We start from the raw sequence: 19,916 nt of genomic DNA on the forward strand, positions 1-19,916 counted from the left end.
CCGGAATCGTTGCATTTTGCGGGTTTAGTGCGCAACCGTCATCCGTAATGTGTAGATCGCCGGGTTTGCCGTCTTCCAAGGCGGTTGCCGAGCTCTTGTGGCGAGGGGATTTATCCCCGCTGGGCTGCGCAGCAGCCCCAACCAAGCAAATGAGGCGAGCCTGACCCACCCAGGTGTTAATTAAAGGGACTGCTGCGCAGTCCAGCGGGGATAAATCCCCTCGCCACTTGCATCCTCCCCACCCCACCCGCCTAAACTGCCCCCATGAATCTGCCCCTTGCAGCCGACCACGCCATGGCAGGCTTTCATCCCGCCGTTCGCGCCTGGTTCAGCCAGACATTCCCGGCCGTCACGGCCGCCCAGGCCCGGGCGTGGCCGTTGATCGGCCAGCGCCGCTCGGTGCTGGTCGCCGCGCCCACGGGTTCGGGCAAGACCCTGACCGCATTTCTCGCGGTCCTGGATGACTTGGTACATCGCGGCCTGGAGCAAGGCGGGCTGCCGGACGAGACACTCGTGGTCTACGTCTCGCCGCTCAAGGCCTTGAGCAACGATATCCAGATCAACCTGCAGAATCCCCTGGCCGGCATCACTGAGCAATTGCAGCGAATGGGGCTGCCGCCCTTGCCCATCACCACCGCCGTGCGCACCGGCGACACGCCGCAAAAAGAACGCTCGGCGATGCGCAAGACCGCGCCGCACATCCTCGTGACCACGCCCGAATCGCTCTATGTGCTGCTCGGCTCCGATTCCGGCCGGCAGATGCTTGCCAGCACCCGCACGGTGATCGTCGATGAAATCCACGCCATCGCCGCCAGCAAGCGCGGCAGTCATCTGGCCTTGAGCCTGGAACGGCTGCAAGCGCTGTGCGCCGAACCGTTGGTGCGCATCGGCTTGTCCGCCACGCAAAAGCCCATCGAGGCGGTATCGCGGTTTCTCGTCGGTGAAGGACGCGCCTGTGAAATTGTCGACATCGGCCACGCCCGCCCCCGCGACCTGGACATCGAGGTGCCGCCGGTGCCGCTTTCTGCGGTAATGGCCAATGACGTCTGGGAACTGGTCTACAACCGCCTCGCCGAGCTGGCCCGGGCGCACCGAACCACACTGGTATTCGTCAACACCCGGCGGCTGGCCGAACGCCTGAGTCGTCACTTGAGCGAGCGCCTGGGCAAAGACTCGGTGGCGGCCCACCACGGCAGCCTGGCGAAGGAGTTTCGCCTCGACGCCGAGCAACGCCTCAAGCGCGGCGAGCTGCAGGTACTGATCGCCACGGCGTCGTTGGAGTTGGGCATCGATATCGGCGACGTCGACCTGGTCTGCCAGATCGCCTCGCCCCGTTCGATCTCGGCGTTCCTGCAAAGGGTTGGCCGCTCCGGTCACCAGGTCGGCGGCACGCCCAAGGGGCGCCTGTTCGCTACCACGCGCGACGACTTGATCGAGTGCGCCGCCCTGCTCGATTGTGTGCGCCGTGGCGAGCTGGACATCCTGCACATCCCCAAGGCGCCGCTGGACGTCCTGGCCCAGCAGATCGTCGCCGAGGTCAGTTGCCAGGAATGGCATGAGCAGGCGTTGCTGGAGATGTTCCGCCGCGCCTCGCCCTATGCCGGGCTCGACGAAGATCATTACCAGGCCCTGTTGCAAATGCTCGCCGAAGGCCTCAATGGCCGGCAAGGCGTACGCAGTGCCTACCTGCACCGCGATGCCGTGACCCGGACCTTGCGTGGACGGCGGGGTAGCAAGCTGACGGCCGTGACCAGCGGCGGCACCATCCCGGACAACGCTGACTACAGCGTGCTGCTCGAACCGCAGGGCTTGAACATCGGCAGCGTCAACGAAGACTTCGCCGTCGAGAGCATCGCCGGCGACGTCTTCCAACTCGGCAATACCTCGTACCGGATCATCCGCGTCGAGACCGGCCGCGTGCGGGTCGAGGACGCCCAGGGCCAACCGCCCACCATTCCGTTCTGGCTCGGCGAAGCCCCAGGGCGCAGCGCCGAACTGTCCCTGGCCGTGGCCCGCCTGCAAGCCCAGCTGGATCAGTTGCTCGGCGCCACGCCGGGCAACCTGCAACCGGCCCTCGACTGGCTGACCGGCACCTTGCACCTGAACCTCGCCAGCGCCGAACAGATCCTCGACTACCTGGCCCCGGCGCGCCTGGCCTTCGGCGCCCTGCCCTCCCAGGACACCTTGGTGATGGAACGGTTTTTCGACGAATCCGGCGGAACCCAACTGATCATCCACACGCCTTTCGGCAGTCGCATCAACCGCGCCTGGGGCCTGGCCCTGCGCAAGCGTTTCTGCCGCACCTTCAACTTCGAATTGCAGGCCGCCTCCAGCGAGGACGCCATCGTGCTGTCGCTGTCCACCAGCCACAGCTTCGAACTCGACGAAGTCTGGCGCTACCTCAACAGCCAGAGCGCCGAACAGATCCTGGTCCAGGCGGTGCTGGACGCGCCGTTGTTCGGCGTGCGCTGGCGCTGGAACGCCGGCGTGGCCCTGGCGTTGCCGCGCTACACGGGCGGGCGCAAAGTCGCGCCGCAGATCCAGCGCATGAAAAGTGAAGATTTGATCGCCAGCGTATTTCCTGACCAGATCGCGTGCCTGGAAAACCTCGCCGGCGAGCGTGAGATTCCCGACCACCCGCTGGTGGAACAGACCCTCGATGATTGCCTCCATGAAGCCATGGACAGCGAAGGCTGGCTGGCCCTGCTGCGGCGGATGGAGGCGGGCGAGATACACTTGGTCAGCCGCGACCTGCCTGCGCCTTCGCCCCTGGCGGCAGAAATCCTCAGCGCCCGGCCCTATACCTTTCTCGACGACGCGCCGCTGGAAGAACGCCGCACCCAAGCGGTGATCAATCGACGCTGGAGCGATCCGCAGTCCACCGATGACCTGGGCGCATTGGACGCCGATGCCATCCAGGCCGTGCGGGAAGAGGCCTGGCCGACGCCGACCAGTATCGATGAAATCCACGAAGCGCTGATGAGCCTGGCCTGCATCGCCGACAGCGAAGCCAGCGCCGATCCGTCGTGGCTGGAGGGGCTGCAAACCCTGGCCGAGCGCGGCCGCGCCAGCCATGTGCGAATCAGCGATGAACGCGGCCTGTGGGTGCCGTTGGAGCGGCTGACGTGCTTGCAAGCAATTTATCCACAAGCCCAATGGCAGCCGCCGCTGGCACCGCTGCCGGGGTTTGATGCGCCGTGGGACAGCGACGAGGCCGTGGTGGAAGTGCTGCGCGCGCGTCTCAGTGCCTTTGGCCCGCAGCCATTGACTGCGATCGCCTACCCGCTCGGGCTGTCGCCGGCGCAAGCGACCCAGGCCCTGGCCCAGCTGGAACAGCAAGGCTATGTGCTGCGCGGTCGCTTTACCCCGGGCACCGGGCAAGAGGAATGGTGCGAACGGCATCTGCTGGCGCGGATCCACCGCTACACGGTCAAGCGCCTGCGCCGGGAAATCGAGCCGGTAATGTTGCAGGACTTCATGCGGTTCCTGTTCGACTGGCAGCACTTGTCGCCGTCCAGCCAGGGCCGGGGCAGCGCCGTGCTGCCATCGATCATCAGCCAGTTCGAAGGCTACCCGGCCGCCGCCTCGGCCTGGGACAGCGACCTTCTGCCGGCGCGGATCAAGGATTATTCGCCGAGCTGGCTTGACGAGCTGTGCCGCAGCGGCAAGTTCGTCTGGACGCGCCTGAGCGCCCGCCAGAAGCTGTCCGCCAGCGCCCTGCGCAGCACGCCAATCGTGTTGCTGCCGCGCGCCAAGGTCGCGCTGTGGAGCAGCCTCGCCGAGCAGACACCGATCAGCGAACTGTCGCTCAAGACGCAAAAAGTCCATCAAGCCCTCAGTGAACACGGCGCGTTGTTTTTCGATGAATTGCTGCACGAGGCCCACCTGCTGCGCAGCGAACTGGAAACCGCCTTGCAGGAATTGGTCGGTGCCGGGCTGGTGAATGCCGACAGCTTCGCCGGGCTGCGTGCCCTGATCACCCCCGCCAGCAAACGCCAGGCCCGCAGCAGCCGGCGCGGGCGCGGGGCGTTTGTCGGAGGCATGGACGATGCCGGGCGCTGGGCCTTGCTGCGCCGCAGCTCGCCAGCGCCAGAACCCGGCAACCGGCCCGCGCCCACACCGCCCGACACCCTGGAACACATCGCCATGACCCTGCTGCGCCGTTATGGCGTGGTGTTCTGGCGTTTGCTGGAACGCGAAGCCGACTGGCTGCCGAGTTGGCGTGAGTTGCTGCGCACGTTTCATCGCCTGGAGGCGCGAGGCGAGATTCGGGGCGGGCGTTTCGTCAGCGGGCTGGCCGGCGAACAGTTCGCCTTGCCTGAAGCCATCCCGCTGCTGCGCGACGCACGGCGCAGGCCCATCGATGGCAGCCTGGTGGCGGTGTGCGGGGTCGATCCGTTGAACCTCGCTGGCACGTTGCTGCCGGGGGCGAAAGTACCGGCGCTGGCGAGTAATCGGCTGGTTTATCGGGACGGGTTGCCGGTGGCTGCGGTGGTTGCGGGCAAGCAGCATCTGTTTGTGGAGTTGGATGCAGAAGGGATGGCGGGGGTCAGGAACAAGCTTATTCAGAAAAGTTGAGGGTGTCTGGCTGGACCCATCGCGAGCAAGCTCGCTCCCACATTGGATCTACGGTGAATGGCCAACCCTGTGGGAGCGAGCCTGCTCGCGAAGGGGCCACTAGCATCACTATAAAACTGAGCAACTTACTGAGTTTGCTCAGGGGCAGCACCTTCCTCCTTCGGCTCCTCAACCAAGCGCTTCGGCAACACCACCTGCTGTGGATAAGTCTGCGCGAAGTGCACCGACGGCTCGTTATCCACAAGCTTTTTCAACCGCTGGTTGAACGCCCGGCTCACGGCATATTGTCCGCCCGAGACCGTGCGGAACTGGGCGGTGAGGACCACGCCGTTGAGGTCCATCTTGTCCACGCCGAATACATCCAGCGGCCCTTGCAGGTTGAACTTGAGAAATGGGTCCTCGGAGATCGAATCGCCGGCTTCGCGGATCAGCTCGATGGCGCGGTCCACGTCGGTGTCGTAGGTGAACTGCACCGAGAAAAACGCAAAGGCGAATTGCCGGGATTGGTTGGTCACGGCCTTGATCTGCCCGAACGGCACCGAATGCACGAAGCCCTTGCCATCGCGCAGGCGCAGGGTGCGGATGGTCAGGCCTTCGACGGTGCCGGCATGGCCGGAGCTGAGCACCACCCAGTCGCCAATGGACAGCGTGTCCTCGATGATGATGAACAGCCCGGTGATCACGTCCTGTACCAATTGTTGCGATCCAAAACCAATCGCCAGCCCCACCACGCCGGCCCCCGCGAGCAATGGCGCGACGTTGATGCCGAGATTGGCCATGGTGGTGATCGCGCAAATCACCACCAGGATTATTTTCGACGCGTTGCGCAACAGCGGCAGGATGGTCTTGACCCGCGTGCTGGGCTGGCGAGCGCCGCGCTTGTTGAGCGGTGGTTTCAGTGCTTCCTGGATCGCCGTGTCGAGCACTACCCACGTCAACCACGTCACCAGAAAGATCAAGCCAATGCGGCTCAGGGAATCACTGATCGCCCGCCCCACGGCATTGCGCGAGGCGAACTCGAACAGCGACACGCCCCAGATCCGCCCGAGGATCTCAATGAATGCCACGGCCATGACGATGCGCAACAATCCATGCAACAGGCTCAACAGCCGCCGTTTGTAGGCGCTGTGGCGCTGGATGGCCTCGGCTTTGGGTGATTTGAAGATGTGCTGGAACACGGTGCTGAGGAACACCGTCGCGATCAGCAAAATGGTGGTGAACAAGGCGCAACGCAGGGCCTTCTGGTTGTCCTCGCCGACACCGACCAGGCTCACCGCCGACACCAGTACCATCAGCAGGATCGGCCAGTACCAAAGGCCGGAAAAGATCCGCAGCGACTCCTGCAATGCGGGTTGCTTCAAGCGCTGGGTCAGCGACCGGTTGCGGATCAGATGGGCCACCGGCCGGCGCATGTGGATCACCAGCCAACCGAAGATCATCGAAGCCGACAGGCCGGTGAACACCGCGACGCTGCTGGTGATGTTGCCACCCAGCTGTCGAGCGATCTGCGGGCTGGTCAAGGCATCGCTCAGCGCGGCCAGGAAGCCGATCAGGAACAACGGCCGCGGGCTGAAACGACGAAGGATCGCCACTGCTCGCCGCTTGTGGCCGCCATTGAACATGACGATGACGCAGAGCAGTACCGATGTGGAGACAATGCCGCTGCTGGTGGCGTAGGCAAAACACAACGCCAACGCCCGGCCGACCGACACTTGCAGGAAATGGCTGACATAGAGGGTCAGCGGCAGACAGGCCACGGCCGGTAACGTGTAAGGCAGCAGGTAGCCGAGCAGGTCCAGCATCCGTTGGCGAGTGCGCAGCCAGCGGCGCCGACTCAAACGGCGCATCAGCAATCGCGTGCTGCTCCATATCAGCGCAAACGTCCCCAGCCACACGCCCGAAAGCAACAGGAAATCCCCCGCCACACGCCACGACGAGCGGGACGTCTGATCCACCAGGCGATCCACCTCGTCCGCCGCACGATCCGCCCGCAGACGCCACGCGCCCACCAGGCTGCGGTCAAGGTCGAGCTTGTCCTGGACGTCGTCGATGCTCGAGCTGATGGCCCCCAACAGGCCCCCCTGTACCAGCGGCTCGGGTTCGGCCGGGGCTTCGGCGGGCTTGGAGGTGCCGGGGATCGCAGCGGTCCCGTAGGCGCTGGTGCCGGCCATGGCCAGCAGGAAAAGCAGCAACACAGTGCTCAATCGGGACAAGACGCAGGGCTCCTTCACGCAGGATCGGTAAGGAACTGATCAACAACGGGCCGGCAAGTTCGCTCGGAAGGCCAATACAACCCTGGTGGCGAGGGGATTTATCCCCGCTGGGCTGCGCAGCGGCCCCAAAAGCAGCCCCTCGGTGTCTCAGGCTGATCATGCCCGACCTTATTGGGCCTGCTGCGCAGGCCAGCGGGGATAAATCCCCTCGCCACAACTGCTCAGCCCCTTCCGTCGGTAAGGCCATCGAAACTTTCCAGCCCGCCCAGCGGTCATCAAAAGACACAGGCGGTACGAGGTCATTGGCACGGGAGGGATACATGACGGCGATCCACATTGGCATTTCCGGTTGGCGCTACGCGCCTTGGCGGGGCGACTTCTACCCCAAGGGGCTGGCGCAGAAACGGGAACTGCAATTCGCCTCTCGAGCGGTCAACAGCATCGAAATCAATGGATCGTTCTACGCCCTGCAACGTCCCGAGCGGTATGCCCAGTGGTACGCCGAGACGCCGCCAGGCTTCGTGTTTAGCGTCAAGGCGCCGCGCTTCATCACTCATGTCAAACGCCTGCGGGATATCCACAAGCCGTTGGCGAATTTCTTCGCTTCCGGGGTGCTGGAGCTCAAGGAAAAACTCGGCGCCATCCTCTGGCAGTTTCCGCCCAACTTCAAATTCGACCCGGAGCTGTTCGAGGACTTCCTCAAGCAGCTGCCCCACGACACCCACGCCGCCGCCGCGCTGGCACGCGAGCACGAGTCGCGCCTGGACGGCCACGCCAGCACCGAGACCGATAAAAAGCGACCATTGCGCCACGCGGTGGAGATCCGGCATGAAAGCTTCGTCGACCCACGCTTCGTCGCCCTGCTCAAACGCTACGACGTCGCCTTGGTGGTCGCCGATACCGCCGGAAAATGGCCCTATCGCGAGGATGTGACCAGTGACTTCGTCTACCTGCGCCTGCACGGTGCCGAAGAGCTGTACGCCAGCGGCTATACCGACGAGGCGCTCAAGCGTTGGGGCGACCGGATCGAGGCCTGGAGCCACGGCACGCAGCCGAGCGACGCCCAGTTGATCGATCCGAAAAAAAAGCCTCGGGCACGCAAGAGCCGAGAGGTGTTCTGCTATTTCGACAACGACATCAAGGTCCGCGCGCCCTACGACGCGCGCCACCTGCTGGAGCGCTTCGACCTGGACAAGCACCTCGCCACCGCTCCCGGTGAGCGCCCGGCAGAAGGAGTATTGCCATGAGCACGCCAGAATCCAGCGAAGCCACCCGCGAGCCGTTGCAGGACGCCGCGCAGCGCTTGCTCGACCAGGTCAATCGATTCACGGTGCTGACGGTCAATACGCACAAGGGCTTCACCGCGTTGAACCGGCGTTTCATCCTGCCGGAACTGCGCGAAGCCGTGCGCAGCGTTTCCGCCGACGTGGTGTTCCTGCAAGAAGTGCATGGCACCCACGAGCACCATCCCCAGCGCTACAGCAACTGGCCGAGCATTCCCCAATACGAATTCCTCGCCGACACCCTCTGGCCGCAGTTCGCCTACGGGCGCAACGCGGTGTATCCGGCGGGCGACCATGGCAACGCGTTGCTGTCGAAATTCCAGATCATCCGCCACGACAACCTCGACGTGTCCATCAGCGGCCATGAAAGCCGCGGCATGCTGCACAGCGTATTGCGCCTGCCGAACGCTGAGGGTGGACGGGACGTGCACGCCATTTGCGTCCACCTGGGGCTGCGTGAAGGCCATCGCGTCGAACAATTGAAGTTGCTTTGCCAACGCCTGGGCGAGCTGCCGCCCGAGGCCCCGGTGATCGTCGCGGGGGATTTCAACGATTGGCGCGGCAAGGCCACTGACCTTCTCGAACCTTGCGGTTTGCGGGAGGTGTTCGCTGAACAGTGGGGCAAACCGGCCCGAAGTTTTCCGGCACGCCTGCCGATTTTGCGCCTGGACCGGATCTATGTGCGCAACCTCAAGGCCCATCACGCCCAGGTACTGAATGTACGACCCTGGTCGCACCTTTCCGACCACGCACCGCTGTCGGTGGAGATTGAATTATGAGCGCGACGATGAACAAGGCGACGGTGGAAAAGGTCGAGGTACCGCCCACCGAGCGCAACCCGGCGCTGGCCGACGTCGAATATGGCTGGCATGGCAACAACCGCGTCACGCTCCTGGAAAACGGAGAGGAGTATTTCCCACGTGTCTTCGAGGCGATTCGCCGTGCCCAGGAAGAAGTTCTCCTGGAGACTTTCATTCTGTTCGAGGACAAGGTCGGCTTCGAACTGCGGGACATATTGGTGGACGCGGCCAAGCGCGGCGTACGCATCACCGTCAACCTCGACGGTTTTGGTTGCGGTGAGCTGAGCACTGCGTTTCTCGCGTCGTTGAGCGATGCCGGAGTACGCCTGCAAATGTTCGACCCTGCCCCACGGCACCTGGGCATCCGCACCAACTGGTTCCGCCGCCTGCACCGCAAGATCGTGGTAGTGGATGGCGTGATCGCATTCATCGGCGGGATCAACTTTTCCGCTGACCACCTGGGCGATTTCGGCCCCGAGGCCAAGCAGGATTATTCGGTGGAGATCAAAGGCCCGGCGGTGGTGGATATCCATCACTTCGCGCTGCTGCAAACCGGGCGTCCGGCCCGGGCCAAGTATTGGTGGCAACGTCGCCGCAGCCGCCGTACCGAGCTGGCATTCAATGATCATGACGGTCAGGTGCGCCTGGTTTATCGCGATAACCACGAGCATCAGACCGACATCGAGGAGGTCTACCTGCAAGTGCTGCGCAGCGCCCAGCGCCGGGTAGTGATCGCCAACGCCTATTTCTTCCCCGGTTATCGGTTGCTGCGTGAGCTGCGCAACGCCGCGCGACGCGGCGTCGAGGTCCGGCTGATCCTGCAAGGGCAACCGGACATGATGATCGCCAAGCTGGCGGCGCGGATGCTTTATGACCATTTGATCAAGGCCGGCGTGACGATCTACGAATATTGCGAGCGCCCGCTGCATGGCAAGGTCGCCCTGGTGGACGAGGACTGGGCCACCGTGGGTTCGAGCAACCTCGACCCGCTGAGCCTGTCGCTGAACCTGGAAGCCAACGTGCTGATCCGCGACCGCGGCTTCAACCGCGAGCTGTTCGAGCGTCTCGAACACCTGAGCCGCAATCACTGCACCGTCATGCCAGAAAACCACGCCCCGCGCGGGCTGCTCTGGCGCATGACTATCGGTTTCATGGTGTTCCACTTCCTGCGTCATTTTCCGGCCTGGGCCGGATGGCTGCCGGCCCATAAACCACGTCTGAAACCTTTTTCACCGCCGACGGCGGTCCGGAGCGAACCCCATGAACCACTCTGACGCGCACACCGCGCCGAGAGATGCCCATGCGCCGGAACAGGCCAAGCCCAAGTCCCGCTGGAGCCGCTGGAAACGCCCGCTGACCCTGGCTTTTTTTCTGCTGTTGATTGTGCTGTTCACCGCATTGGCTCGGCGCATCGACTGGTCCGAGGTTTTCACCACCCTGGCGGACTTCAAGCTGCGCACGCTTTTCATTGCCGCCGCCCTGACCATCACCAGTTTCGTCACCTACGCCTGCTTCGATCTGATCGGCCGTACCTACATCCGGCAGAAACTTGGGTGGCGGCAGATCCTGCCGGTGGGGGTGATCAGTTATGCGTTCAATCTCAACCTCAGCGCCTGGGTGGGTGGCATCGCCATGCGCTACCGACTTTATTCGCGGCTGGGGGTGAGCACGGGCAATATCGCCAAGATCCTGGGCTTGAGCCTGGCAACCAACTGGTTCGGTTATATGACCCTGGCCGGCGTGGTGTTCAGCAGCGGCCTGGTGACCATGCCTCCAGGCTGGAAGCTGAGCAGCAATGCACTGCAAGGCGTCGGGGCGCTGTTGTTGCTGGCAAGCGCCGGCTACCTGCTGGCCTGCCGCTTTTCAAAACGCCGCGCCTGGACGGTTCGTGGGATGGAGATCAACCTGCCTTCCCTGCGCATGGCCGTGCTGCAACTGGCCCTCGGGGCGTTGAACTGGTCGCTGATGGCGGCGGTGATCTTTACGTTGCTACCGAGCAAATTGGATTACCCGGTGGTGCTCGGGGTGTTGCTGATCAGCAGTATCGCCGGGGTGATCACTCACATTCCCGCTGGGCTCGGCGTGCTGGAAGCGGTGTTCGTCGCGCTGCTGCAGCATGAGGTGTCGCGGGGCAGCTTGATTGCGGGGCTGATTGCCTATCGGGCGATCTATTTCATCCTGCCGTTGTTGATCACGGTGGTGATGTACCTGGTGATCGAGGCGAAGGCCAAGGCGTTGCGGGTCAAGCCTGGGGTCAAGTGATGCGGTGCCTGATCCGACGAACAGGCCCGCCTGGACACTTATGTCTACCGCTCCTGAATGATGCTCAACCGCTCGCCCACCACCATCTCCGTGATCCAGCTCACCAGGATCGAGGTGTAGGCCTGTTGTGACACGGGGTCGCTCAGGGAATGGTCGGCGCCGTCGATGATCCGGTGGGTCAGCGAATGGGTCTGCTGACAGGCGGCGCGGTAGCTCATGATGGTGGCATGGGGCACATGATCGTCGGTCTCGGACTCCACCAGCAGCACATCGCCTGTGAACTGCGAGCACGCGTGCAAGGCGCGATTGGTGTCGGCATGGACGAGCGTGCTGCGATAATCGAGCAGGTCGGCTTTATCCAGGTCGCGCTTGGGCGTGTGCCACTGCTCGTCGCGATAAAGTGCCGGCACGCGCAAGGCCAGCCAACGCACCGGACGCAGCGAGGTCAGGATCGAGGCCAGGTAGCCACCGTAGCTGGTGCCAACCACGGCTATCGCCGAGGTATCGAGGGCGGGATGGGCGAGCAATCGGTCGTAGGCCGCCAGCAGGTCCCGCAGATTGTCCTCCCGCGTGACCCGTGACAGCGGGATCCCGGCGCCCCCCGTATGCCCGCGCAAGTCGAAGGTCAGGCAGACACAGCCCAGGCCAGCGATGCCCTTGGCCCGCTCCAGGTCGCGCTCCTGGCTGCCGCCCCAACCGTGTACGAACAACACGCCGGGGACCTTCGACTTGGGGCTGAGGAAGGTCCCGTTCATATGCTCATCGTCAATGGCAATCTGGATGGTTTCGCTTCTAGCCGTCATAGGATTGGACCGTTACGTATTTGAGTAGGAAATCACCATTTTCTGCCGCACCGCGATAAACCTCCGTAGCGCCGGCCGGCAGTGGTTGGTCGGTGTAGGTCTCAACCGAGGACACCCGAACCGCGCGGGTCGCGGGATCCTCGACAAACACCTGCAATGCCGCGAGCTCCGCGCTGCTGGCGCCGCCCATTCGCCACGACTGCTCCAGCACGCCGCCGCGAAATTGGCCACCGGTGTCGGTCCCTTGGGCAATGTCGTAGTTGCGCCGCGAAGCAAAGAACGTGGGATACGCCTGGTTGGCAGCGTCATCGAACACCTGCGCCAACCGCACCGCTTCGCGTACATCGTCCGGCAATTCCAGGCCGAGCAACTCGATGTAGCCACCCTGGGCCACCAGCAGGTCAGAGCCGCCGTAGACCTCTTCGCCTTGGTTGTCGCGGGTCAGGTGCTGGACGCCGCAATAGCTCAGGACCTTGCCGTTGATAAAGCTCTGGCCCACGCTCTGGGTCTTGACCTCATTGAGGTTCTGCTCCAGCACGATCCCCTCGCTGAATAACGCCTGGGCGTCTGGAGCCGCGACGATTTCATCGAATTGCGCGATGCTGCGGATAACCCGCTGACCCCGTCCGGCACAAGCATGGATTGGCTTGAAGCGAATCGGCCCGGCGTAGAGCAAATGCTCGGCGGCCTGGCGCGCATCCTTGAGCGAGAAGACGCTGACACCATCAAGCACGACGCCACGGGTCAACTTGCCGAACAGCGGTGACCAGCCCTTCGGCGCGACCGCGTCCTTATTCAACAGACCATGGGCAATCGCCTTGGTGCAGATGAAATCGTGATCGACATAGCCGCCCCAAAGATCGTCCGGTCCCTTGACGCCCAGACGCAACGCGGCCTCTGGACCGATCAGAGTTTGCGTAGGCAACAGATACAAATCCCGCTCGGCGTGTTGCTGGCTGTCGTAACTGCCGCCGTATTCCAAGCCAAGGATATTCGCCAACCAGCGGGCCAGAGCCCTATTGGTTTCGACTTCATGCAGGGGTGCCTGGGGATTGACCGAGTGGGCCACCACTAATTTGTCACGAGGGATCGACGTCATGCGTTGTCCTTTTAACTGCGCTCAATAGCCGTAGCTATAAGGATTGCAGAGATCAGGCCAACGGCTCGGCAGGGGACGAACGGTCGAGGAAACGGGGGGATGGGCGAATAATGTGGCACCGGGCCTGTTTCATTCTGCACGACTGCAAGCGGACGTCCGGCAATTTGCACGACCGCTGCGCACATCCCCGTCAGCCTCTGGGTGCGTTCTGAGGGGTCACGCCAAATTTCGCCCGGTAGTCACTCGGCGCTAAGCCGGTGATTTTCTTGAAAGTCGCTCGAAAGGCAGAAGGGTCCTGATAGCCGACGGTCCAGGCGATGTGATCGATGGTGCCGTTGGTGAATTCCAGCATTTCCCGAGCCTTGCCAACTCGCAGGTGCTGGCAGTATTCGGTGGGCTTGAGCCCCGTGGCCGCGCGGAACCTGCGCAGGAAGGTGCGCTCTTCCAGTCCCGCCTGTTCGGCCATCGCGCCAAGGGAAACATCCACCGCGCCGCTGCGTTGCAGCCAGTGTTGCACCTTCAGGATCGCACCGTCGCCATGCCCCAGGATTGGCGCGAAATTGCTGCCGCACTGGCTCGCGCTGTCGCTGTGCTCGATCACCAGGAACTGTGCGGTGCGTGTGGCGATGCTTGGCCCGAGCAGACGATCCACCAGCCGCAGCCCAAGCTCCGCCCAGGCCATGAGCCCGGCGGTGGTGATCAGATCGCCGTCGTCCACAATGGGTTTATCGGCGTCCAGCTTGATCTTGGGATAACGCGCCGCGAAGGTCGTGGCTGAAGTCCAATGGGTGGTCGCGCTGCGCCCATCCAGCAAACCGCTTTCGGCCAGCAGGATCGAGCCGACGCAAACCCCGCCCAAAACGGTGCCACCTGCGTGCTGCGTCCGTAGCCAATCCATCAGGGTCGGCGTCGCGATAGCTTCATTGAAGCCTGCAATAGAGGGCGGTATCAACAAGGCGATCAAGGGCGCGTGCGGACCGGCATCGCTGGCAAACACCCGCGACGGCACTTCGCCGTTCGCCGTTTGCCAGTGACTTACGCGCAGCCGTGGCAATTGCACACTGGCCTGCTCCGCCGCGATGGCATCCGCCACCGCAAACAAGTCGGTCAAACCGTGCACCGCCGCCATTTGCGCGCCGGGGTAGATCAGCACGCCGAGTTCGACGAATGCCCTTTCCTGCGCCATTGTCAGTTTTCCCTCGCTTATTGTCGTTGCGGCCAATCGTCGAATCCCGGACAAACGCCAATACTGGCGCCACATCCTGATTAAACGAGGAAGACCCCATGTCCAAGCAAGCGCTCATCGTAGTCGATATCCAGAATGACTACTTCCCCCAAGGGAAATGGCCTCTGGCCGGCGCCGAAGCAGCCGCCGATAACGCCGCCAGGTTGATCGAGGCGTTTCGCCAGGCCGCAAACCAGGTGATTCACATCCGCCATGAATTCACTTCCGACCAGGCCCCTTTCTTCACGCCAGGCTCCGAAGGCGCGCAGTTGCACCCCAAGGTAACCAACCGCGCCGACGAACCGGTGGTGCTCAAACACTTCGTCAATGCGTTTCGCGAAACCGAGCTGCAAGCGACACTCGAGCATCACGGTATCGAACGGCTGGTGGTCGTGGGTAGCATGAGCCACATGTGCATCGACGGCATTACGCGGGCGGCCGCTGACATGGGTTATGAGGTGACGGTGGTCCACGACGCCTGCGCCAGCCGCGACCTGGAATTCAATGGGCTTGTCGTCCCTGCTGCCCATGTCCATGCCGCATTCATGTCAGCGCTGGGGTTTGCCTATGCGAAGGTGGTGAGTACGGAACAACTACTGGCTGTCGAAAAGCCCTAACCAACTCTCAGGCAGAAAAAAACCGCGCCTCGGGAACCGAAGCGCGGTTTTGTTTCAGCTTGGAGCTTGGGGCTTGATGCTCAGAGCTGCCTCAGAACGGAATATCGTCATCGAAGCTGTCGAAATCCGGTGCCGGCTGCGGCGCGGCCTGTTGTGGGGCCGGGCGCTCGCGTTGTGGCTGTGGCGCTGACTGCGGACGAGGGGCTTGCTGGCGCGGGGCGGACTGCTGGTAGTTGTTGCCACCCTGCTGCTGGTCGCCTTGCGGACGGCCACCAAGCAATTGCATGGTGCCTTGCATGTCGACCACGATTTCAGTGGTGTAGCGCTTGATGCCGTCCTTTTCCCACTCGCGGGTCTGCAGCTTGCCTTCGATGTACACCTGCGAACCCTTGCGCAGGTATTCGCCGGCGATCTCGGCCACTTTGCCGAACATCGACACGCGGTGCCATTCGGTCTTCTCGACCTTCTGGCCGGTCTGCTTGTCGGTCCATTGTTCGCTGGTCGCCAGGCTCAGGTTGGTCACGGCGTTGCCGTTAGGCAGGTAGCGAACTTCTGGATCCTGGCCGCAAGTACCGACCAATATGACTTTGTTAACCCCACGGGCCATAACGTTCTCCTAGGCTTCGCACGCTGCCGGGGCCGGGTTGTTCACCAGGCGCTCGAGCGTCGCACGATCCAATAATTCGGTGTCCAGTTTGATGTATACGGCCGCCTCGTCGGCGACCACCACTGCATCGGTTACTCCAACGACGGCCCTGAGGCGCTCGGCCAGGCCTGCTTCGCGAATGGCTTCGGGCGACAACGGCAAGCGCAGGCTCGTCACATACGGAGGTTCGCGCATGGTAACAGCAAAGGCCAACCAAAGTGCAGCCAGCGCGGCGCAACCCAGGAACACAGCCGACAAACCGCCATGCTGGAACAGCCAGCCGCCGAGAATCCCGCCCAACGCCGAACCGAGGAATTGGCTGGTGGAATACACCCCCATCGCCGTGCCCTTGCCGCCCGCCGGTGAAACCTTGCTGATCAGCGACGGTAACGACGCCTCCAGCAGATTGAACGCGGTAAAGAAAACCACGGTGCCGATCACCAGGGCCCGCAGGCTGTCGCCGAACTGCCAGAAGAATAGCTCAGTGAGCATGAGGGTCACGACGGCGCCGAGTAAAACTCGTTTCATTTTGCGTCGCTTCTCGCCATAGATGATGAACGGGACCATGGCGAAGAACGAAATAACCAGTGCCGTCAGGTAGACCCACCAATGCTGCTCCTTGGGCAGGCCGGCCTTTTGCACAAGTGCCAGCGGCAGGGCCACGAAGCTGGACATCAGCATGGCATGGAGGACGAAGATGCCAAGGTCCAGGCGCAGCAGGTCGGGATGTCTGAGTGTCGGCACCAGCGCCTGGCGGGCCACGCCGGATTCGCGGTGCTGCAAGGGCCCGGTAGAGCGCGGCACGAAGACCGCGACGATGAGGATACCGACCAATGCCATGGCACCGGTTGCCAGAAACAGGCCCGATAAGCCAAAGGCACGCGTCACCAACGGTCCTACAACCATGGCGACCGCGAACGACAGACCAATCGTCATGCCGATCATGGCCATGGCTTTTGTCCGATGCTGTTCGCGAGTCAGGTCTGACAGCAAGGCCATGACGGCGGCGGAAATCGCCCCCGCCCCTTGCAGGATCCGTCCGGCGATCACGCCCCAGATCGAATCCGCGTTCGCCGCCAGCACACTGCCGAGGGCAAACACGATGAGCCCCAGGTAAATGACGGGACGTCGCCCGATACGGTCGGAAATAATGCCGAAGGGAATCTGGAAAATGGCCTGGGTCAGGCCATAGGCGCCGATCGCCAACCCGATGAGGGCCGGGGTCGCGCCCGCCAGGTCCATGCCATAGGTCGCCAGTACCGGCAACACCATGAACATGCCCAGCATGCGGAAGGCGAACACCAGGGCCAGACCGCTTGCCGCGCGGGTCTCGCCGCTACTCATGCGTTCGCTGTGGGGATCGTGCATGGAAAAACCTCGTGTGAACCGGCGGGGATTCTACCAGTCCCATCGATTGAGGGGGTATATGGCGACCGTTTGCCGCGCAGTCTTCATGTATGACACTTGATAGTGTGTATCCATCCAGTGTTTACCCGTATACTCCTACGTTTTCGACGCCCGCCGAGCGAGGCCACTTTGGACAAGATCCTGATTCGTGGGGCCCGTACCCACAACCTGAAGAACATCGACCTGACCCTGCCCCGGGACAAGCTGATCGTCATCACCGGCCTGTCCGGATCCGGTAAATCATCCCTGGCCTTCGATACCTTGTACGCCGAAGGCCAGCGACGCTATGTCGAATCGCTGTCGGCGTATGCCCGGCAGTTCTTGTCGATGATGGAAAAACCCGACGTCGACACCATCGAAGGCCTGTCGCCGGCGATCTCCATCGAGCAGAAATCGACCTCCCACAACCCGAGGTCGACGGTAGGCACCATTACCGAGATCTACGACTACCTGCGCCTGCTGTATGCGCGTGTCGGCATGCCCCGCTGCCCCGACCACGACATCCCGCTGGAAGCCCAGACCGTCAGCCAGATGGTCGACCTGGTGCTGGCCCAACCCGAAGGCAGCAAGTTGATGCTCCTGGCGCCGGTCATACGCGAGCGCAAGGGCGAACACCTTATGGTGTTCGAAGAACTGCGCGCTCAAGGCTTCGTACGTGCCCGGGTCAACGGCAAGCTGTGCGAGCTGGACGAACTGCCGAAGCTGGATAAACAGAAGAAGCACTCGATCGACGTGGTAGTGGACCGTTTCAAGGTCCGGGGCGACCTGCAACAGCGCCTCGCCGAATCCTTCGAGACGGCCCTGAAACTGGCGGACGGCATAGCGTTGGTTGCGCCGATGGACGACGAACCCGGCGAAGAGATCATCTTTTCCGCGCGCTTTGCCTGCCCAATCTGCGGCCACGCCATCAGCGAGCTGGAGCCCAAGCTGTTCTCGTTCAACAACCCGGCCGGCGCTTGCCCGACCTGCGACGGTCTGGGGGTCAAGCAGTTCTTCGACACCAAGCGTTTGGTCAATGGCGAACTGACCCTGGCCGAGGGCGCGATTCGCGGCTGGGACAGGCGTAACGTCTACTATTTCCAGATGCTCGGGTCGCTGGCGGCTCACTATAAGTTCAGCCTGGACAAACCCTTCAACGAACTGCCCGCCGAACAGCAGAAGTTCATCCTGCAAGGCAGCGGCTCGCAAAACGTCGACTTCAAATACCTGAACGACCGTGGCGATATCGTCAAGCGCTCCCACCCGTTCGAAGGCATCGTGCCCAACCTGGAGCGGCGCTACCGCGAGACCGAGTCGGCCAGCGTGCGTGAGGAACTGGCCAAGTTCCTCAGCACCCAGCCCTGCCCGGACTGCCGCGGCACCCGTTTGCGCCGGGAGGCGCGGCACGTGTGGGTCGGCGAGAAAACCTTGCCGGCGGTGACCAGCCTGCCGATCGGCGATGCGACCGATTATTTCGGTGGGCTCAAGCTGACGGGCCGTCGGGGCGAAATCGCCGACAAGATCCTCAAGGAAATCCGCGAGCGCTTGCAGTTCCTCGTGAACGTAGGCCTGGACTACCTGACCCTCGACCGCAGCGCTGACACGCTGTCTGGTGGCGAGGCCCAGCGTATCCGCCTCGCCAGCCAGATCGGCGCCGGCCTGGTGGGCGTCATGTACATCCTCGACGAACCGTCCATTGGCCTGCATCAGCGGGACAACGACCGCTTGCTCGGAACGCTGAAACACCTGCGGGACATTGGCAACACAGTCATCGTGGTCGAGCACGATGAGGACGCGATCCGCCTGGCCGACTATGTAGTGGACATCGGTCCCGGCGCGGGCGTGCACGGCGGCCACATCGTCGCCCAAGGGACGGCGGCCGAGGTCATGGCGCACCCTGACTCGTTGACCGGCAAGTACCTGTCTGGCCGAGTGAAGATCAAGGTGCCGGCCAAACGTACGCCGCGTAACAAGAAGTTGTCGCTGACCCTCAAGGGCGCCCGCGGCAACAACTTGCGCAATGTCGACCTGGAAATTCCCGTTGGTCTGCTGACCTGCGTCACCGGCGTATCCGGCTCCGGCAAGTCGACGTTGATCAACAACACGCTGTTCCCACTGAGCGCCACGGCCTTGAACGGTGCCACGACCCTGGAAGCCGCCGCCCACGACAGCATCAAGGGCCTCGAGCATCTCGATAAAGTCGTTGACATCGACCAGAGCCCGATTGGCCGGACGCCACGTTCCAACCCCGCGACATACACCGGATTGTTCACACCGATCCGTGAGCTGTTCGCCGGCGTACCGGAATCGCGCTCACGGGGCTACGGGCCAGGCCGGTTCTCGTTCAACGTCAAGGGCGGACGCTGCGAAGCCTGCCAGGGCGATGGCTTGATCAAGGTGGAAATGCACTTCCTGCCCGATATCTACGTGCCGTGCGACGTATGCAAGAGCAAGCGCTACAACCGGGAAACACTGGAGATCAAGTACAAGGGCAAGAACATCCACGAAACCCTGGAGATGACCATCGAAGAGGCCCGGGTCTTCTTCGACGCGGTGCCGGCATTGGCGCGCAAGCTCCAGACATTGATGGATGTAGGCCTTTCGTACATCAAGCTCGGGCAATCGGCGACGACCTTGTCCGGTGGGGAGGCCCAACGGGTGAAGCTATCCCGCGAGCTGTCCAAGCGCGATACCGGCAAGACCCTGTATATCCTCGACGAGCCGACCACCGGTCTGCATTTCGCCGATATCCAGCAGTTGCTCGACGTGCTCCACCGCCTGCGCGATCACGGCAACACCGTGGTGGTTATCGAGCACAACCTGGACGTGATCAAGACCGCTGACTGGCTGGTGGACCTGGGGCCGGAGGGCGGATCCAAGGGCGGACAGATCATCGCGGTGGGTACGCCGGAACAAGTGGCGGAAATGAAGCAGTCCCACACTGGGCACTACCTCAAGCCATTGCTGGAGCGTGACCGGGACTGATTGGCCCGGACACGAAAAA

At 62.9% G+C, this 19,916-nt stretch carries 13 protein-coding genes; 7 read left to right on the forward strand and 6 right to left on the reverse strand.

What is annotated here, in order from left to right; all coding sequences use genetic code 11:
• The first annotated feature begins 264 nt into the window (after positions 1-264).
• Positions 265-4,578, forward strand: coding sequence for a DEAD/DEAH box helicase (locus tag J3P90_RS23070; RefSeq protein ID WP_434675450.1), 4,314 nt, complete (start codon positions 265-267; stop codon positions 4,576-4,578).
• A gap of 125 nt (positions 4,579-4,703) precedes the next feature.
• Here J3P90_RS23070 and J3P90_RS23075 read toward each other — a convergent pair whose 3' ends face one another.
• Positions 4,704-6,749, reverse strand: coding sequence for a mechanosensitive ion channel family protein (locus J3P90_RS23075; protein WP_434676600.1), 2,046 nt, complete (start codon positions 6,747-6,749; stop codon positions 4,704-4,706).
• 362 nt (positions 6,750-7,111) lie between these two features.
• On the opposite strand from J3P90_RS23075, the gene J3P90_RS23080 reads away from it, so the two are divergent.
• From J3P90_RS23080 to J3P90_RS23095, 4 genes are read left to right on the forward strand one after another with little or no spacing between them, the layout of a single operon-like run.
• Positions 7,112-8,038, forward strand: a complete 927-nt coding sequence (locus J3P90_RS23080) for a DUF72 domain-containing protein (RefSeq protein WP_434675451.1) — start codon at positions 7,112-7,114, stop codon at positions 8,036-8,038.
• A complete protein-coding gene (locus J3P90_RS23085; protein WP_420767537.1) occupies positions 8,035-8,853 on the forward strand; it encodes an endonuclease/exonuclease/phosphatase family protein in 819 nt (272 codons plus the stop codon). The genes J3P90_RS23080 and J3P90_RS23085 overlap by 4 nt, the downstream gene beginning before the upstream one ends.
• Positions 8,850-10,148 carry a cardiolipin synthase ClsB gene (gene clsB / locus J3P90_RS23090; RefSeq protein WP_420767536.1) on the forward strand — a complete coding sequence of 433 codons (1,299 nt, stop codon included), beginning with the start codon at positions 8,850-8,852 and terminating at the stop codon, positions 10,146-10,148. The genes J3P90_RS23085 and clsB overlap by 4 nt, the downstream gene beginning before the upstream one ends.
• Positions 10,135-11,136: a lysylphosphatidylglycerol synthase domain-containing protein gene (locus J3P90_RS23095; protein WP_420767535.1), complete on the forward strand. Its 1,002-nt coding sequence runs from the start codon at positions 10,135-10,137 to the stop codon at positions 11,134-11,136. Before clsB ends, J3P90_RS23095 begins: the two co-directional genes overlap by 14 nt.
• Before the next feature lie 44 nt (positions 11,137-11,180).
• Here J3P90_RS23095 and J3P90_RS23100 read toward each other — a convergent pair whose 3' ends face one another.
• The 3 genes from J3P90_RS23100 to J3P90_RS23110 all read right to left on the reverse strand — a co-directional run bounded on the left by J3P90_RS23100 (position 11,181) and on the right by J3P90_RS23110 (position 14,224).
• Positions 11,181-11,939 carry an alpha/beta hydrolase family protein gene (locus J3P90_RS23100; RefSeq protein WP_305498458.1) on the reverse strand — a complete coding sequence of 253 codons (759 nt, stop codon included), beginning with the start codon at positions 11,937-11,939 and terminating at the stop codon, positions 11,181-11,183.
• On the reverse strand, positions 11,929-13,038 hold the full coding sequence (locus J3P90_RS23105; RefSeq protein ID WP_420767534.1) for a DUF3182 family protein: 1,110 nt from the start codon (positions 13,036-13,038) through the stop codon (positions 11,929-11,931). Before J3P90_RS23105 ends, J3P90_RS23100 begins: the two co-directional genes overlap by 11 nt.
• Positions 13,039-13,228: 190 nt before the next feature.
• Entirely contained in the window at positions 13,229-14,224 is a 996-nt protein-coding gene (locus tag J3P90_RS23110; RefSeq protein ID WP_434649890.1) for a GlxA family transcriptional regulator, read from the reverse strand.
• A gap of 98 nt (positions 14,225-14,322) precedes the next feature.
• Here J3P90_RS23110 and J3P90_RS23115 point away from each other — a divergent pair, with 98 nt between their 5' ends.
• Positions 14,323-14,880, forward strand: coding sequence for a cysteine hydrolase family protein (locus J3P90_RS23115; protein ID WP_420767532.1), 558 nt, complete (start codon positions 14,323-14,325; stop codon positions 14,878-14,880).
• A gap of 91 nt (positions 14,881-14,971) precedes the next feature.
• Here J3P90_RS23115 and J3P90_RS23120 read toward each other — a convergent pair whose 3' ends face one another.
• Both J3P90_RS23120 and J3P90_RS23125 read right to left on the reverse strand, forming a co-directional pair.
• Entirely contained in the window at positions 14,972-15,487 is a 516-nt protein-coding gene (locus tag J3P90_RS23120) for a single-stranded DNA-binding protein (protein ID WP_024778338.1), read from the reverse strand.
• Positions 15,488-15,496: 9 nt separating this feature from the next.
• The gene (locus J3P90_RS23125) at positions 15,497-16,894 is read right to left on the reverse strand and encodes an MFS transporter (RefSeq protein WP_434675452.1); all 1,398 of its coding nucleotides are present in this window, start codon (positions 16,892-16,894) and stop codon (positions 15,497-15,499) included.
• Between the two features lie 168 nt (positions 16,895-17,062).
• On the opposite strand from J3P90_RS23125, the gene uvrA reads away from it, so the two are divergent.
• Positions 17,063-19,897 (forward strand): excinuclease ABC subunit UvrA, encoded by a 2,835-nt coding sequence (gene uvrA, locus J3P90_RS23130; protein WP_434675453.1) that lies wholly within the window; start codon positions 17,063-17,065, stop codon positions 19,895-19,897.
• Positions 19,898-19,916: the final 19 nt, after the last annotated feature.

Source organism: Pseudomonas sp. D3-10 (assembly GCF_051132175.1).
Taxonomy (GTDB): domain Bacteria; phylum Pseudomonadota; class Gammaproteobacteria; order Pseudomonadales; family Pseudomonadaceae; genus Aquipseudomonas.

Coding starts and splice junctions, on each gene's coding strand:
- J3P90_RS23070 (WP_434675450.1), top strand. CDS start 265: ATGAATCTGCCCCTTGCAGCCGACCACGCCATGGCAGGCTTTCATCCC.
- J3P90_RS23105 (WP_420767534.1), bottom strand. CDS start 13,038: ATGACGTCGATCCCTCGTGACAAATTAGTGGTGGCCCACTCGGTCAAT.
- J3P90_RS23085 (WP_420767537.1), top strand. CDS start 8,035: ATGAGCACGCCAGAATCCAGCGAAGCCACCCGCGAGCCGTTGCAGGAC.
- J3P90_RS23080 (WP_434675451.1), top strand. CDS start 7,112: ATGACGGCGATCCACATTGGCATTTCCGGTTGGCGCTACGCGCCTTGG.
- J3P90_RS23125 (WP_434675452.1), bottom strand. CDS start 16,894: ATGCACGATCCCCACAGCGAACGCATGAGTAGCGGCGAGACCCGCGCG.
- J3P90_RS23095 (WP_420767535.1), top strand. CDS start 10,135: ATGAACCACTCTGACGCGCACACCGCGCCGAGAGATGCCCATGCGCCG.
- J3P90_RS23100 (WP_305498458.1), bottom strand. CDS start 11,939: ATGACGGCTAGAAGCGAAACCATCCAGATTGCCATTGACGATGAGCAT.
- J3P90_RS23075 (WP_434676600.1), bottom strand. CDS start 6,749: ATGGCCGGCACCAGCGCCTACGGGACCGCTGCGATCCCCGGCACCTCC.
- J3P90_RS23120 (WP_024778338.1), bottom strand. CDS start 15,487: ATGGCCCGTGGGGTTAACAAAGTCATATTGGTCGGTACTTGCGGCCAG.
- J3P90_RS23110 (WP_434649890.1), bottom strand. CDS start 14,224: ATGGCGCAGGAAAGGGCATTCGTCGAACTCGGCGTGCTGATCTACCCC.
- clsB (WP_420767536.1), top strand. CDS start 8,850: ATGAGCGCGACGATGAACAAGGCGACGGTGGAAAAGGTCGAGGTACCG.
- J3P90_RS23115 (WP_420767532.1), top strand. CDS start 14,323: ATGTCCAAGCAAGCGCTCATCGTAGTCGATATCCAGAATGACTACTTC.